The 15486-nt window shown below is 62.9% G+C and carries 16 protein-coding genes and 1 riboswitch; of the genes, 7 read left to right on the top strand and 9 right to left on the bottom strand.

Annotated features, from left to right (window positions below):
* Window positions 1–10 precede the first annotated feature (10 nt).
* Window positions 11–2008, top strand: a complete 1998-nt coding sequence (locus ACQ4WZ_RS04120; RefSeq protein WP_166674723.1) for an ATP-binding cassette domain-containing protein — start codon at window positions 11–13, stop codon at window positions 2006–2008.
* A 41-nt stretch (window positions 2009–2049) separates the two neighbouring features.
* Here ACQ4WZ_RS04120 and ACQ4WZ_RS04115 read toward each other — a convergent pair whose 3' ends face one another.
* Window positions 2050–2532 carry a chemotaxis protein CheW gene (locus ACQ4WZ_RS04115; RefSeq protein ID WP_101482039.1) on the bottom strand — a complete coding sequence of 161 codons (483 nt, stop codon included), beginning with the start codon at window positions 2530–2532 and terminating at the stop codon, window positions 2050–2052.
* Window positions 2533–2728: 196 nt separating this feature from the next.
* Here ACQ4WZ_RS04115 and arfB point away from each other — a divergent pair, with 196 nt between their 5' ends.
* On the top strand, window positions 2729–3127 hold the full coding sequence (gene arfB, locus ACQ4WZ_RS04110; protein WP_034749850.1) for an alternative ribosome rescue aminoacyl-tRNA hydrolase ArfB: 399 nt from the start codon (window positions 2729–2731) through the stop codon (window positions 3125–3127).
* Here arfB and ACQ4WZ_RS04105 read toward each other — a convergent pair whose 3' ends face one another.
* Together ACQ4WZ_RS04105 and ACQ4WZ_RS04100 are read right to left on the bottom strand one after the other, a co-directional pair.
* Entirely contained in the window at window positions 3128–4987 is a 1860-nt protein-coding gene (locus ACQ4WZ_RS04105; protein ID WP_436572640.1) for a flagellar assembly protein A, read from the bottom strand.
* 158 nt (window positions 4988–5145) lie between these two features.
* A complete protein-coding gene (locus ACQ4WZ_RS04100) occupies window positions 5146–5535 on the bottom strand; it encodes a hypothetical protein (protein WP_133990204.1) in 390 nt (129 codons plus the stop codon).
* Between the two features lie 264 nt (window positions 5536–5799).
* Between ACQ4WZ_RS04100 and ompR the strand changes: the two genes are divergently transcribed.
* Window positions 5800–6501 (top strand): osmolarity response regulator transcription factor OmpR, encoded by a 702-nt coding sequence (gene ompR, locus ACQ4WZ_RS04095; protein ID WP_223278807.1) that lies wholly within the window; start codon window positions 5800–5802, stop codon window positions 6499–6501.
* A gap of 13 nt (window positions 6502–6514) precedes the next feature.
* Window positions 6515–7873 carry a sensor histidine kinase family protein gene (locus tag ACQ4WZ_RS04090; RefSeq protein ID WP_436572639.1) on the top strand — a complete coding sequence of 453 codons (1359 nt, stop codon included), beginning with the start codon at window positions 6515–6517 and terminating at the stop codon, window positions 7871–7873.
* A gap of 135 nt (window positions 7874–8008) precedes the next feature.
* On the opposite strand, the gene ACQ4WZ_RS04085 is transcribed toward ACQ4WZ_RS04090, so the two are convergent.
* Entirely contained in the window at window positions 8009–8491 is a 483-nt protein-coding gene (locus tag ACQ4WZ_RS04085; protein WP_101482042.1) for an Imm26 family immunity protein, read from the bottom strand.
* Window positions 8492–8584: 93 nt separating this feature from the next.
* Complete coding sequence (locus ACQ4WZ_RS04080) at window positions 8585–8890, bottom strand: ferritin family protein (RefSeq protein ID WP_034750230.1); 306 nt, start codon at window positions 8888–8890, stop codon at window positions 8585–8587.
* Window positions 8891–9032: 142 nt separating this feature from the next.
* On the opposite strand from ACQ4WZ_RS04080, the gene ACQ4WZ_RS04075 reads away from it, so the two are divergent.
* The gene (locus ACQ4WZ_RS04075) at window positions 9033–10190 is read left to right on the top strand and encodes an iron-containing alcohol dehydrogenase (protein ID WP_101482043.1); all 1158 of its coding nucleotides are present in this window, start codon (window positions 9033–9035) and stop codon (window positions 10188–10190) included.
* A 13-nt stretch (window positions 10191–10203) separates the two neighbouring features.
* Here ACQ4WZ_RS04075 and ACQ4WZ_RS04070 read toward each other — a convergent pair whose 3' ends face one another.
* The gene (locus ACQ4WZ_RS04070; protein WP_436572638.1) at window positions 10204–10356 is read right to left on the bottom strand and encodes a hypothetical protein; all 153 of its coding nucleotides are present in this window, start codon (window positions 10354–10356) and stop codon (window positions 10204–10206) included.
* A 155-nt stretch (window positions 10357–10511) separates the two neighbouring features.
* Window positions 10512–10609: riboswitch (TPP riboswitch) on the top strand.
* 87 nt (window positions 10610–10696) lie between these two features.
* Here ACQ4WZ_RS04070 and ACQ4WZ_RS04065 point away from each other — a divergent pair.
* A complete protein-coding gene (locus tag ACQ4WZ_RS04065) occupies window positions 10697–12841 on the top strand; it encodes a TonB-dependent siderophore receptor (protein WP_436572637.1) in 2145 nt (714 codons plus the stop codon).
* Here ACQ4WZ_RS04065 and ACQ4WZ_RS04060 read toward each other — a convergent pair.
* The 3 genes from ACQ4WZ_RS04060 to ACQ4WZ_RS04050 all read right to left on the bottom strand — a co-directional run bounded on the left by ACQ4WZ_RS04060 (window position 12838) and on the right by ACQ4WZ_RS04050 (window position 14601).
* Entirely contained in the window at window positions 12838–13386 is a 549-nt protein-coding gene (locus ACQ4WZ_RS04060) for an AAA family ATPase (protein ID WP_101482046.1), read from the bottom strand. The two genes, ACQ4WZ_RS04065 and ACQ4WZ_RS04060, sit on opposite strands and share 4 nt — an antisense overlap.
* A complete protein-coding gene (gene pnuC / locus ACQ4WZ_RS04055) occupies window positions 13386–13997 on the bottom strand; it encodes a nicotinamide riboside transporter PnuC (RefSeq protein ID WP_436572636.1) in 612 nt (203 codons plus the stop codon). The genes ACQ4WZ_RS04060 and pnuC overlap by 1 nt, the downstream gene beginning before the upstream one ends.
* Window positions 13998–14082: 85 nt before the next feature.
* Window positions 14083–14601 (bottom strand): DUF2867 domain-containing protein, encoded by a 519-nt coding sequence (locus tag ACQ4WZ_RS04050; RefSeq protein WP_436572635.1) that lies wholly within the window; start codon window positions 14599–14601, stop codon window positions 14083–14085.
* A 67-nt stretch (window positions 14602–14668) separates the two neighbouring features.
* On the opposite strand from ACQ4WZ_RS04050, the gene ACQ4WZ_RS04045 reads away from it, so the two are divergent.
* Window positions 14669–15304: a TetR/AcrR family transcriptional regulator gene (locus ACQ4WZ_RS04045; RefSeq protein ID WP_436572634.1), complete on the top strand. Its 636-nt coding sequence runs from the start codon at window positions 14669–14671 to the stop codon at window positions 15302–15304.
* Window positions 15305–15486: the final 182 nt, after the last annotated feature.

Genomic DNA, 15486 nt, shown 5'->3' with positions numbered 1-15486 from the left:
AAAGAAAAAAATGATACGTTTCCTACAAGTAAGCCTGATGCGCGGCATCAAACCGTTGCTCGAACAAGTCGATGTCACGCTCAACCCGGGCGACAAGATCGGCCTGATCGGCGCCAATGGCGCGGGCAAATCGAGCCTGTTCGCCATGATGCGTGGCGAATTGCACCCTGACCAGGGCGAGATCGATTTCCCGGCCAAATGGCGCGTGGCTTACGTGGCGCAGGAAACGCCACCGCTGGACCGTGCCGCGCTCGACTATGCGATCGATGGCGACATCACCCTGCGCAAACTGGAAGCGGAACTGGCGCGCCTGGAATCGGAGCCGGCCACGTCGGAAAACGGCATCGCCATCGGTGAAATCTACAGCGCCATGGCCGACGCCGACGCCTATACCGTGCAGTCGCGCGGCGAGCAATTGCTGCTGGGCCTGGGCTTTACCCTGGACCAGATGCAGCAACCTGTCGCCAGCTTCTCCGGCGGCTGGCGCATGCGCTTGAACCTGGCGCAAGCGCTGATGTGCCCGTCCGACCTGCTGCTGCTCGATGAACCGACCAATCACTTGGACCTGGACGCCATCATCTGGCTGGAAGACTGGCTGAAACGCTACGCCGGCACCTTGCTGATCATTTCCCATGACCGCGACTTCCTCGACGAAGTGGTCAACGTGGTCGTGCATATCGACGAGCGCAAGCTGAAGCGCTATTCGGGCAACTACTCGAGCTTCGAGCGTCAACGCGCGGCGCAGATGATCCTGGCCGCCGGCGCGCTGGAAAAGCAGCAGCGCAAGCGTGCCCACCTGGAATCGTTCGTCAACCGCTTCAAGGCGCAAGCCTCGAAGGCGCGCCAGGCGCAAAGCCGCATGAAGGCGCTGGCGAAGATGGAAGAGCTGGCGCCATTGCGCGCCGCCGCCGAATTCTCGTTCGAATTCCGCGAGCCGCTGTCGGCCCCGAACCCGCTGCTGGTCATGGAAGACGTCGATGCGGGCTACAAGATCGAAAACGAAGCGACGGGCGAAATCACGCATAAAACCATTGTCAACGGCATCAAGTTTTCGCTGCAGATCGGCCAGCGCATCGGCCTCCTGGGCCAGAACGGCGCCGGCAAGTCGACCTTGATCAAGACCATCGCCGGCGAACTGATGCCGCTGACGGGCGACGCCACCATGGGCAAGGGCTTGAACATCGGCTACTTCGCCCAGCACCAGGTGGAAATGCTGCGCCACGACGAATCGCCGCTATGGCATCTGGCCAAGATCGCCCCGACCGTGCGCGAGCAGGAACTGCGCAACTTCCTGGGTGGCTTCAACTTCCCCGGCAACATGGTGACCGCGTCGATAGCACCGTTCTCGGGCGGCGAAAAAGCCCGCCTGGCGCTGGCCCTGATCGTCTGGCAACGTCCGAACTTGCTGCTGCTCGATGAACCGACCAACCATCTGGATCTGGAAACGCGCGAAGCGCTGACGGAAGCCTTGGCCCAGTTCGAAGGCACGCTGGTCGTCGTTTCCCATGATCGCCATTTGCTGCGCGCGACCACCGACGAATTCATCATCGTTGCCGACGGCAAGCTGCAACCGTTCGACGGCGATCTGGACGACTACAAGGACTGGCTGTTCAAGACCAAGCTGGGCAAAGGCACGGATGTGCTGCCGGCCGCCGGCAAGGCCAACAAGACAGACTTCCCCGTGACTTCTTCCGTCCCTTCGCCGGTAGCGGCCGCCCCTGCCGCGCCCGTGCGCGACAAGCGCCAGGAAGCGGAAGACCGCCAGAAGGCTGCTGCCCTGCGCAAGCCGATCGAAAACAAGATCAAGCGCCAGGAAGAGCAAATTGCCAAGCGCAACGCGCAAAAGGCGGAAACGGAAGCCAAGCTGGGCGAGCCGACCATCTATGACGCGGCCAACAAGGCCAAGCTGAAGCAGTTGCTGGCTGACCAGACCTTCTTCACCAAGGACCTGGCGCAACTGGAAGCGGAATGGCTCGATCTGCAGGATCAGCTGGAAAAGCTCGGTTAATCACGTGACGACAAAAGACGACCCTCGGGTCGTCTTTTTTTTCAGGCTGCTTGCATGGGGCTGGGGCTGCGGATGGCCATCAGGCGGTCGATATCGACGAGGATCAGCCGGCGTCCCGACACCATGCCCAGGCCCATCAGGTAATCGGCTTCCACCTCGCCCAGGCCGGGTACGGTGGCGATGTCGGCGGGCGCCAGGCTGACGATATCGGTAACGCCATCGACCACCATGCCCATCACGCCATTGCTCAGCTGCAGGATGATCACGTCGGTGGACGGGTCGGGCGCGCCCCGTGTGCTGCCGAACGCGGCGCGCATGTCGACGATGGGGATGATCACGCCGCGCGAGACGGCCACGCTGTGCAGCACCTCTCCTTCCGAGGAGAAGCGATCGAGTTCCTTCAGCGGGCGCAATTCCCGCACGCAGCGATAATCAAGGCCGTATTCCAGGCCGCCCAGCCGGAAGCTCAAGTACTGCGTCAGGTATTGCTCCGTTGCGGCGCCAGGCGTAGTTGTGGGCTGCATGGTGATCCTTTCATCCGGTAAGCGCTGCCAGAATGCGCAGTGGCGCAACGTTGGCCCCATGCTAACCAGCATCGCCGCTCCCGGCGTTGAGAAACATCAACTTTCCCGGGAGCCATGCTTTGCCTCCGCCCCCAGCCTTGCGCCGCCGCAGCCATCTTCCCTTACAATAGCCACATCGTTTTCCCACAGGCAGGCCATGCAACACCTCGTCAATCCCGCTGAAGTTGAATTCTCCGCCATCCGCGCCCAAGGGCCGGGCGGGCAGAACGTCAACAAGGTTTCCAGCGCCATCCATTTGCGCTTCCCCATCGCCGCCTCGTCGCTGCCGGAAGCGTACAAGGAAAGGCTGCTGGCCCTGCGCGACAGCCGCATCAGCAAGGATGGCGTGCTGGTGCTCAAGGCGCAGCAGTCGCGAAGCCAGGAACAGAACAAGGAAGAAGCCTTGCGGCGCCTGCAGGAAATCATCGACAGCGTGACCTTCCTGCCTGCCGTGCGCCGCGCCACCAAGCCCACGCGCAGCTCGCAACGGCGCCGCCTCGACAGCAAGAGTACGCACAGCGTGCTCAAGCAGTCGCGCGGCAAGGTCACAGACTGATTACGGCGCTGGCTGGTACGTCCAGTCCAGGCTGCCGCTGCTGTCCGCAAACACGGGCTGCGTGGCTGGCGTGGCGCTGCGCAACAGCGCCTTGATCTCCTTCGGCGGCCGGTCGTAGACCTTGGCCGGCCCGGGCGGCACGACCATGGCGCGCACGGCCGTTTCACCGTCCACCAGTCCCAGGGTGCAACGCGACTGGCCCGCCGTCGCTTGCCGCTGCTGGCGCAGCTGCTCCACCAGCGCCAGCATTTGCGCGTGCAGGATTTCCGACTGTTTTACTTCCACGCGCAGGCGGGCCACTTCTTTCAAGACGGGGGCGATGCGCGCCGCCAGCTTGTCGTACTGCGTTTGCTGCGCCGGCTGCAGCTGCAGCTCGCCGCGCCGCAGCTGGCCCGCCAGGGTCAGGTAGTTGCGCACCTCGGGCAATTGCGCGATGGCATCAATTTCCTGCTGGCGCTTGTGCTGCGCCTGCTGATATTGCGCGGCCCGGGCCAGGCTTTCCGCGATCTTTTGGTCCAGGCCACTCAAATCGGGCACCAGCGGGAACAGCAGCATCTCCACCTGCTTGCGGGGGCCGGCGCTGCCAATGCGGATGGTGCGTGCCGCCACGGCACAGCCTTCGGCCAGCTCGATGACGACCTCGTCGGCGATGATCTCGCAATTGCTGGCATGGTCGATCACCACGCGCGTGCCGGCGATGACGCAGCTTTCGGCACGCTTCAAGTGCACTTCGCCACTGAGCGCCTGCAGCACGGAACCGGAAGCGACGCCCTCGACGCGCACGTCGCCGTGTTCATTAAAAGCCGTGCCGCCCACCAGGTTGCGCTGTAACCATATCAGCCCGCCATGCGAATGCAGATGGCCGTACACGTCGCCATGGATGGTGATGTCGCTGCCGTCGACCTGGCGCTGCTCCTGCACTTCGCCATATTCCTCGTACGCGGCGCGCAGCTTCAAATTGCCCGTGGTGCGGCTGCTGACGCCTTCGCGGCTGACGATCTTGTTTTCGATGGAGAGCTTGCCGTGCGCATCGACATTCACATAGCCATCCTGGGTGGCCACAACGTAATCGCCATCGCTGAAGTGCTCGACCGCCGTGCCCACACCTGCCACCGCCGCCGGGTCCAGCTCCAGCGGCGCGCGCGGCGGCAGCAGCGTGCCGTCCAGGTCGTAGCCGGGCAAGCCGGGCGCACCGGGCAACAGCCGCAGCAGGCGCGCGTGTTTTTTCACTTGCGGAAAGCGGTTCTTGAAGCTCAGCAAATCCAGACGGCCGTCGGAGCGTTCGCGGGGCGCATCGTCGCGGTGGATGCCTTGCGACACTTCGACGAACCGGGCGTCGCGCCCCGGCTGGGGCGGCAGTGCGCGCGCCACCGTGATGCGCTCGGCTTTGCCGCTGCCGAGAATGGCGCGCACGGCAGCGCCATCGATGCCATAGTGCACGCCCTTGCACCACAGGTCGGCCACCAGTTCGTCAAACTCGCGGCGGGCAGGCACCTGGCCCTGCGCGTCAGGCGCCAGCGCTTCAAAGTAAAACTGGGCGCTGTCGCCGCGGATCTTGATTTGCTTGTACAGCGCGCGACGCTGGGGCGGGAATGGCGCCACGCGGGAGGCGATGCGCAGCAAGGCGTCCCTCTTGGGCGCGGCGCGGGGCGCGGGGGCATGGAACAGGGTCAGCAGGAACAAACCGTAGTCGAGACCCGCCAGCAGCTGCCCCGACTGGAACAGCTGGTCGACGGCGGCGCGCAACTGCGCGGGCGACATGGACAAGTCCAGGCACACGCCCTCGTCGCGCTGGACCAGGCCATGCTGCAGGCCGCCTGCGGGGGCCGCATCAGGAACAGGTGCGTCGTTGTCGCTCACCACTTGCCTCCCCCAGCAACACAGTCATAGAATTGCCTCAATGCACTAGAACAATATCACGGGGCGTGGCCGTGTGCATGACTCGGCAAAAATGTGCCGCCAGATGCAAACAGGGCCATGTCTTGCGAGATGGCCCTGTCGGATGGGGTGGGGGATGCCTAGCGGCGAGGCGGGTTGGAGTAAATATCCTGGCCCACTTCGTTGATCTGGCGGCGCAGGTCGCGGCGCTCGTCGGGCGTCATGCGACCCGTGCGGCGCGAAGCCTCGGCGCCTTCGCTGGCGCGGCGCTGCTCTTCGGCGCGCGTGTCGAAACTGCGTGCGTCACGCTGTTCGCGCAGTCGCGTATCATTGCTATTGCTGCGCTGTACCTGTTCATAGCGCTGGGCCTGCACTTGCGGCTGGTCTTCACGGCGTGGCGGCGGCTGGTTTTGTGCCAGCGCCAGGCTGGTGACCAGCACGGAGCAAACGGCAAATGCGGAAAGCACAGTCGTACGTGCGGCAATAGCTGCGCTGGGAGCGGCGTGAATTTTTTTAGTAAAGATATTCATTGAGTTCCTCTTCCGCGATGCCGTATAAACTTAAAGCTGATTTCCACTGTGGCCCCAGTGTATGATGCTTTACACGGTGCAGTAAGAGCAAATGGGTAAAGTTTGTAACACTTTGTAATGGGTCGGCATACCCCCTTGCCGACACCGCGCGAGGCGTTACTATAGCAACTAATATACGATAACACGACACCTTAAATGACCACAACCTCCACTTCCGGCAGCAATACGCCTACGCAATCGATCCACGGCCACCAGGCAAAAATCATGGTGGTCGATGACGATGTGCGCCTGCGCGACCTGCTGCGCCGCTACCTGACTGAACAGGGTTTCAATGTCTTCACGGCAGAGAGCGCGACGGCCATGAACAAATTGTGGCTGCGCGAACGCTACGACTTGCTGGTGCTCGATTTGATGCTGCCCGGCGAAGACGGCCTGTCGATCTGCCGCCGCCTGCGCGGCGCAGGTGATCAGACACCGATCATCATGCTGACGGCCAAGGGCGAAGACGTGGACCGCATCGTGGGTCTGGAAATGGGTGCCGACGACTACCTGCCGAAACCGTTCAACCCGCGCGAACTGGTGGCCCGCATCGGCGCCGTGCTGCGCCGCAAGGGTCCCGATGAAATCCCGGGCGCGCCGTCGGAAACGCCGCAAACCTTCGAATTCGGCGACTTCGTGCTGGACCTGGGAACGCGCACATTGAAAAAGAATGGCGAAACGGTGCCACTGACGACGGGCGAGTTTTCCGTGCTGAAAGTGTTTGCCCGCCATGCGCGCCAGCCGCTGTCGCGCGAGAAACTGATGGAACTGGCGCGCGGCCGCGAATACGAAGTGTTCGACCGCAGCCTGGACGTGCAAATCTCCCGCCTGCGCAAACTCATCGAACCGGACCCGTCGAGTCCGCTGTTCATCCAGACCGTGTGGGGTCTGGGCTACGTCTTCATCCCGGACGGACAGCCGCGCTAATCGCAGGCGAGGCATGATGAAGCTTGTTCCCGATATCAGCCTGGCGCGGCTGAAAAGCGGCCTGTTCTGGCGCACCTTTTTGCTGCTCGGCACCTTGACCACGGTCAGCATGATCACCTGGATAGGCATGATTTCCGTCATCCAGCGCGAGCCGCAGGCGCAGCAGATTTCCGCCCAGATCATTTCCGTCGTCACCATCACGCATGCGGCACTGACCCACTCGGCGCCCGAGCTGCGCCGCGAGCTGCTGTTCGACCTCGTCAGCAACGAAGGCATCCGCATCTTCTCGCTGGAAGAGGACGACCGCATCGAGCCGCCGCCCGACAATTACCTGATGCCCGAGATCGAGGCGCAGGTGAAAGCCAAACTGGGCAAGGACACGCGCTTTTCCGCGCGCGTCAACGGCGTGGCCGGCTTCTGGGTCAGCTTCAAGATCGACGACGATGAATACTGGCTGATGCTGGACCGCGAGCGCCTGCGCGGCTTGACGGGCTTCCAGTGGCTGGGCTGGGCCAGCCTGGTGTCTTTGCTGTCCCTGCTGGGCGCGGCCATCATTTCCAGCCTGATCAACTTACCGCTGTCGCGTTTGACCGCGGCAGCGCGCGACATCGCCAAGGGCAAGCAGCCGGCGCCGCTGCCGGAAAAAGGCCCGATCGAAATCATCGAGGCGAACCGCAGCTTCAACCAGATGGTTGATGATTTAAAACAAGTGGAATCGGACCGGGCCGTGATTTTGGCGGGCATTTCGCACGATTTGCGCACGCCGCTGGCGCGCATGCAGCTGGAAGTGGAAATGGCGAATCTGTCGGACGAGGCGCGTATAGGCATACAGTCCGATATCGGGCAAATGGACGCCATCATCGGCCAGTTCCTCGACTACGCCAAGCCGACGGAAGCGTCGAGCTTTACGGACGTGGACCTGAGCGCCTTGCTGGGCGACATGACGCGCGAAGCCATGCGCCTGCAGGACGTGACGATCAACGCCACCATCGCCGAAGGCGCGCATGCGATGGGCAACCCCACCGACCTGCGCCGCGTAATGAACAACCTGATCGAGAATGCGCGCCGCTATGGCAAGACGCCGGGCAGCGAGATGACGGAAATCGACATCGCCTGCCATGTGCGCACCAGCCACGGCGCGAAAAAGGTGATCATCGAGGTGCAAGACCACGGCACGGGCGTGCCGGCGGAAAAGATCGAGCAACTGATGAAACCCTTCACCCGCCTCGACACGGCGCGCGGCCAAGCCAATGGCGCCGGGCTGGGCCTGGCCATCGTCGACCGCGTGCTGCTGCGCCATGGCGCCGAATTGCAGGTGCGCAACCGCGAAGGCGGCGGACTGGCGTTTCAGATCAGCTTGCCAGCGGCGTAAAATATAATCGGGCCTGCTCACTCCGGTGTTTGCGCCAGCAGTGCAGGCGATGCAGGTCGGATTAGCGGGAACCGCGTAATCCGACAAGAACAGCCAACAAGGTTGTCGGATTACGGCCTTACGGCCTCATCCGACCTACGCTGCCGACGCCGCTTCCTGCACCAGCAATTTATTCATCAGCAATTCTGTCGCCCCATAGCCGTACAGGGAATCACTTTCCATGCCCGGCGTATCGAAGGGTATCGATTCCTCGCGGTTCAGCTTGGCAGGGTCGGCGTCCGCATAGCTGGCGCGCCAGGCGCGCTGCAGCGATTCATTGCGGCGGATAAAGGCCGGCATGGGCCAGGCATCGCGCTCCCAGTGCAGGCTGTCGCCCAGCAGGGGCCAGCGCTCGTTGAGCAGGGCCATGTCGCCCGTGCGCAGGCGGCGCACGGCCTGTTCCGGGCGCAAGCCTTCCAGCTCTTCCAGCGCAGGCAGGCTGTCGCGTTTCGGCCCGAACATATACGCCAGCATGATACGCCCGGCAGGCGCCCGGCGCGCCACCACGCCGACGGCATAACCGCCGCCCGGCAAGGGCACGGCAAACCAGCTGCCTTCTCGGTATGGTAATGATCTCATCGTTGCAAACTCTCCCAAAATCGTGTTCGGGGCACAGTCTACGCGAAGAAAGGCGAAAGTGGCGCATGGTACACCACAGCAACAAACCAATAGTTACAATATTTTCTCGTCATAGTGATATTGGGCAACAATCGGTCCCGCCTTGAACAGCGCTTCCTTCATGGCCGTGTCCAGGCGCGCATCGCGGCGGCGCATCCATTCGAGCAGCATGGCCGCTTCCTTGCGGCTGGTATCTCCCGCATGCGCCAGCACGCGGCGCAGTTCCGGGTCCGTGCAAGCCTCGAAACGCTGGCTGTTCAAGTCCAGCGCCTGCAGCGCGGCGATGGTGGCGCCGATGGCGCGGTGCATGTCGAGTGCCGTGGCCGGCAAGCCGGATTCTTCCAGTGGGACGGTGGTCATGCGCATTCCTTTTCGCGTGGTGGTGACATCGGCTGCATTCTCCACCGCGCGAGCGAAAAGCTCAAGCGTCCACGACACGTTTCCACCCGTTCGGCCATAATCATGATTCAGCAATAGCCAAAACCTCAGCGGCAGGAGCCCCATGTTCAATTTCGACTTTTACAATCCGACGCAAATCCTCTTCGGCCAGGGCCAGATCGCCGCCATCGCCAGCCTGATCCCGCCACAGGCACGGGTCCTGATGACCTACGGCGGCGGCAGCATCAAGCAGAACGGCGTCTATGATGAAGTCAGGGCGGCGCTGGCCGGCCACACAGTGCTCGAATTTGCCGGCATCGAACCCAATCCCAGCTATGAAACCCTGATGCAGGCCGTGGCCATGGTGAAAAGCGAGCGCATCGATTTCCTGCTGGCCGTCGGCGGCGGCTCCGTGGTCGATGGCACGAAGTTCATCGCCGCCGCCGCCCTGCATGAAGGCGAGGCCTGGGATATCCTGGCGAAAGGCGGCAAGGTCGTCGAGGCCGCCCTTCCCTTCGGCACAGTCTTGACCTTGCCGGCCACGGGTTCCGAAATGAATGGCTCGGCCGTGATCACGCGCAAGGCCACGCAGGAAAAGCGCTCGTTCATGAGCCGCAAGGTGTATCCTAAATTTTCCGTGCTGGACCCCTCGAAGACGTTTACCTTGCCGCTGCGCCAGGTGGGCAATGGCGTCGTCGATGCGTTTGCGCATGTCATGGAACAGTACCTGACTTACCCTGTGAACGCGTCCGTGCAGGACCGCTTTGCCGAAGGCATCCTGTTGACCCTGATCGAGGAAGGCCCGAAAGCCCTGTCGCACCCGGACGACTACGATGTGCGCGCCAACGTGATGTGGAGCGCCACCTTGGCCTTGAACGGCCTGATCGGCGTGGGCGTGCCGCAGGACTGGTCCACGCACGCCATCGGCCACGAATTGACGGCCCTGTATGAGCTCGACCATGCGCAAACCCTGGCCATCATCCTGCCCAGCATGCTGCGCGTGCGCAAGCAGGCCAAGCGCGCCAAGTTGCTGCAATACGCGGCCCGCGTCTGGGGTCTCGATGGTGGCGACGAGGATGGCCGCATCGAGGCTGCCATCGCGCGCACGGAATTTTTCTTCCGCCACATGGGTGTCAAGACGCGCCTGGCCGACTACGGCCTGAACCACGCCAGCGTCGACGCCGTCGTGTCCGCCCTGGAAGCGCACGGCATGACGGCACTCGGGGAACAGCGCGACATCACGCCCTCCGTCAGTCGCAAGGTGCTGGAATTGAGTCTGTAAAAGCCTCGCCGGCCTACAGTTTGCGCAGGATGTCGATGCCCTTGTTGAGGGTGAGCGCACACAGCAGGCCGGCAAACACCCGGCACACGGGCGGGCGTTCAGCGGTCAGCAAGGCGAGCAGCATAAGTGGCCCGACGAACACATGGTACTTTTCATTCAGACGCAAGTTGATCCTGCGCATGTAATCTGCCATCGCCGTTTCCACATCGCAATTAGTAAAAACACATTTTGCCAGAAATGTTCGTCCGCGCTTCCCGTTCAGCCCATGTGTTGTAAAACGGTCAGCCAGTGGGACAGCTGGCCGTGCTTCATGCTAAGCTCTCGGTTCGCTAGGGGTCCTGGAGCAGTCATCCGGGTGAGAGATACCCTTCGTACCTGATCTGGATAATGCCAGCGAAGGAAAGCGCAAAGTACCTCCCTCCTTTGATAGCTCCTGCGTTGGCGCCAGCCGAACAAGCAGCCTGCCGTACTTTTTCCCAAGAGACGGCTTGAACCACGAGCAATCTATGTCCACACCGAATTTATCCGTTTCTGTTCTGACCCTGGCGATCCTGCACGCGTTTGCCGCGCCCGCCCTGGCCGCAAATGACACCGCCGAAGTGCAGGCCGACACGCAAAGCATGGCCGAAGTCGTCGTCACGGCCAGCAAGGCGCCGGCCGCCAAGCGCGCCTCCGTGGGCGGCTTTTCCGACGCGCCCCTGCTGCAGACGCCGGCGTCCGTCACCGTCATTTCGCAAAAAGACATGCAGGACTTGCAAATCCGTAATCTCAGCGATGCCGTCAAGCTCGACACCAGCATCAACGACGCCTACAACGCCGTCGGCTATGCGGAGCAATTTTCCATCCGCGGCTTCAAGCTCGACAACAATTCCAGCTACCGCAAGGATGGCGTGGCGATTCCTGGCGACACGCAAATTCCGCTGGAAAACAAGGAACGCATCGAAGTCCTGAAGGGCCTGGCCGGCTTGCAGGCCGGCGTGGCCGCGCCTGGCGGGGTGATCGACTTCATCGTCAAGCGCCCCACCGCCGCGCCATTGCGCACGGTCACCGTGGAAACGCGCGAACGGGGCACCCTGTACGGTGCCGTCGACCTGGGCGGACGACTGGAAGACACGCGCTTCGGCTACCGCGTCAACGTGGCGGCCGAGCGCCTGCGCTCCTACATCAAGGGCGCGGATGGCAACCGCAAGTTCATTTCCGGCGCCTTCGACTGGCAAATCTCGCCGCAAGCGCTGCTGCAAATCGATGCCGACTACCAGGACAAGGCGCAGGCGACGGCGCCCGGCTTCCAGCTGCTGAATAACACCACCTTGCCGACCGGCATCAGCGCCGACGCCATGCTCAACCGCCAGCCGTGGACGCGCCCCGTGGAAACCGTCACCAGCAATATCGGCCTGCGCTTCCAATACGCATTCAGCGACGACTGGCACGCCACCTTGTCGGCCAACCAGCACTCGTTCAAGCGCGACGACTACACGGCCTTCCCGTATGGCTGCAGCGGGCAAGACCTGTACCCTGGCTTCTGCGGCAATGGCGACTTCGATGTGTATGACTACCGCAGCCTGGGCGAAACGAAAAAGCCCCTGAGCGCGCAAGCCATGATTCAGGGCAAGTTCGCCACCGGTGCCCTGCGCCACGAATTCACGGCCGGCGTATCGACCTTCCGCCGCAAGGACCGCGCCGGCCTGTACGTATACGACTGGGTGGGCGTGAGCAATATCTATCAGCCACAAATCGTCGGCACGTCGCCCGGCGTCACGGGTCCAGTGCGCCTGGTGCGCAAGGATACGGAAAACTCCGTCTTCGTGCAGGATATCGTCAGCCTGGCCCAAAACTGGAAGCTGCACGGTGGCTTGCGTCATATCAATGTCGATGGCTACCAGTATGTGCTGAAGGCAGCCACGGAAATCCGCGCCAAGCATGACTTCCTGCTGCCCAACGTATCGCTCGTCTACACCCCGCTCGACAATCTCTCCGTGTATGCAGCCTACTCACAGGGCATGGAGCATGGCGGCACGGCCGACCGCAAGGCGATGAATGCCAACGAAGAGCTGACGCCCAGCCGCTCGAAGCAGATCGAATTCGGCGTGAAGATGGATGTGACGCCGGACTTCATGGTGTCGGCCAGCCTGTTCCAGATCCGCAAGGGCCTGGAATTCCAGAACGCCGCCGGCTACTTCGTGCGTGAAGGCCAGGCGCAGCACCGTGGCCTGGAATTTTCCGCCCAAGGCAAGCCGACCCGCGATCTGAACCTGGGCGTCTCGCTCACGGCCCTGAACAGCCAGCAATCGAATACGGGTGAAGCGTCGCTCGACGGCAAGCGCGTGCCCAACGTACCCGCCTTCAAGGCGGCCGTGCATGCAGACTACGCCGTGCAACAGGTGGCGGGCTTGAGCGTCAATGGCAGCTGGGAATATGCGGGCAAGAAAGCGTTTGAGTACAACAACACCACTTTCGTGCCGTCGTACCACGTGTTCAACCTGGGCGCCGCCTACGCCACGCGCATCGCCGGCAAGACAGCCGTACTGCGCGCCGCCGTCAACAACGTGGCCGACAAGTTCTACTGGCGCGACGTGACGCCGGAATCGGACGGCTACCTGTACCCGGGCGCCAGCCGCACGTTCAAGCTCTCGGCGCAGTTCGACTTTTAATTGAGGGAAATGGCAGGCGCTGCAGCGAGCGCCTGTTGCAACAGGGGCGCCGCCTGTTCCAGGCGCGCCTCCAGGCTGTCGTGCAATACGTGATAGACGATGCCACGCGCGTCGAGCGCGTCGAGCAGGTAGCGGTAGATCAGCTGGCGCACGGCTTCCGACTCGCGCTGCAAACCGTCGGCCACCCACGGGCTGTCGGGCGCCGTCACCAAGGTCACATCGTACTGCGTGGCATCGGCCAGCGCCGCCAGGGGCGCGTCCGCGCCATTAAAATAATGGCGGCTGTAGACCAGCGTCATCAAGGGCGTCGTGTCGCAAAACAGGAAGTGACGGGCTTGCGCGGCGGCTGCCGCTTCGCGTTCGACTTGTGTCAACGCAATGCCATACTGGTCGGCCGCGACGGGCACCCTGCCCTGGGTTTCGACGAATTCGCGCAGGTATTCAGGCACCCAGACGGTGCCGTAGCGCTCGGCCAGGGCGGCCGCCAGGGTCGACTTGCCCGACGATTCCGCGCCCAGGATCGCGACGCGCACGCAACGCTCCATCACTTGAGGACCATCGCATCAGGCGCGGCCGGCGCCGACTTTCTCCACGCCAGCAAGCCGATGATGGCCATCACCACGAAGAAGGCATACAGCACGGCCGTCAGGGTCAGGCCCTTGTGCAGATACAGCCAGACATACAGCACGTCGACGACGATCCAGGCGATCCAGTTTTCCAGCTTCTTGCGCGACAGCAGGAATTGCCCCACCAGGCTGCCTGCGGTGAGGAAACCGTCCGCATGGGGCACGTCCGTGTCCGTCGTCGTCAGCAGCCAGGCAATGAGCAGGAAACCGGTCAGCCAGCCCACGGCGCAGGCCAGCCAGCCGCGTCCATTCAGACGCGTGACGGGCAGGGTCTTGCCGCCGCTGGCCGGATGCAGCCACTGGTACCAGCCCCAGAACGAGACGCTGATGAACAGCAGTTGCAGGGCCATGTCGCCATACAGACGCGACTCGAAAAACACGAAACCGTAGGCTGCCGAGGAAATGATGGCGAACAGCCACGCCCAGTGATTCTGGCGGATGTTCAGCGCAACGGTTGTCAGTGCCAGGACAAAGGAAATCAGTTCAAGCGGCGTGGTGGCAAAACCCAGCAGGAGAAGCGTATCGTTCATGGGAATCGTGATGAGGCTGGTGGCGCAGTATGCAATACCGGCCATGAATAAGCAAGATTGCCCGCGCCGTCACGCCCCCTCCCCCTCAGGCAAAGCCCCCTTTGACGGCGCGCGCCAGCGAGCGCTGCACAATCAGCTTGTGAAAAGGCCGGATCAGCAGGATGTAGGCACGGCCCACCCTGTTGTGGCAATGCACGACGCTGGACACGGTGACGCTGCCATGCCGCCCCGCGCCACGGTTGCGCAGCACCGACAGGCGGAAATCGAGGTGACTGTCATCCTCGCCCAGGATGATTTCATCGTCGCTGACGGCAAAGATGCGGAAGATGCCAATGCGCTTGCCCGGCCTGGCTTCCATCTGCTTTGCCGTCCGGATGCCGAAGCGCGCCACGATGGCGTCGCGCAGCACCATCAGGCTCTGCGCCCAGCCCGGCTGGCTGCCCAGCAGCTGGCGCGCCAGGCTTTCCATGTCCAGTTCGCGGGCACGCGCGTTCGGCAGGTCGACGGCATACGCATCGGCCAGGTTGCTGCCCGGGTACAAGGGGGCGATGCTGGCGCCGGGCGGCAAGGCCACGGCGCGGACGGCGATGTTCATCTCTTGCATGTGCTCTCCATGTGTTCAGTGATAACATGACCATCATACACGACAATGTGAACAGCGATAACATAGAATGACGACAACGAGTACCTATCATCACGGCAACTTGCGCGACACCCTGGTCGCCACCGCCATCGCGCAACTGGCGCAGCAGCACGACGCGGCCCTCTCGCTGCGCGAACTGGCGCGCACGGTGGGCGTATCGATCGCCGCCGTGTACCGCCACTTCCCCAGCAAGGAAGCCTTGCTGGCCGACGTGGCGGCGGCCGGTTTCGCCAGCCTGATCGCCAAATGGGAGGCAGAACTGCCACCGCCGGGCAGCCTGCCCGCGGAGCAGCGTTTTCAGCTGCTGGGCCAGCAATACATCGAATTCGCCCTGGCCGCGCCTGCCCATTACCGGCTGATGTTCGAACACCAGGACGTGCGCCAGTTCCCCGCCCTGCAGGAAGCGGCGCAAGCGTGCTTCCAGTACGTGCTGCAGACGGCCGGCGCGGCCGTGCGCGAAGCGGGCCTGGATCCCCGCTGGGACAAGGCCGCCGCCAGCGCCGGCTGGTCGCTGGGCCATGGCTACGTGATGCTGCTGCTGAGCGGGCGCCTGGCCATGGCGGACGGTGGCGACGATTTGTCGCCGGCCATGGTGCCGAGGTTTTTTCAATTGCCGGTGGAGGCGCTGCGACAGGCGCGTCAGCCTGCGGAAGAAAAACAATAAAATGAATCAGTGACCGGCAGCACAGGTGCAGATAGCATGTCCTCCCCTCATCCAGAGCAGACGCTACCGTCCACAACTGACGATTTATGCACGATATATCGATAGCTGCGCTCTGCATGGCAGGATACCGCGCTGCGCAGCGGCTGGGTGCCGATGCCGACGAATGAGGAAGTCAGGCGCTG

Source organism: Janthinobacterium darwini, from assembly GCF_051380905.1.
In the GTDB taxonomy this organism is placed as follows: domain Bacteria; phylum Pseudomonadota; class Gammaproteobacteria; order Burkholderiales; family Burkholderiaceae_D; genus Janthinobacterium.
This window is presented reverse-complemented; position numbering and strand designations above follow the sequence as displayed.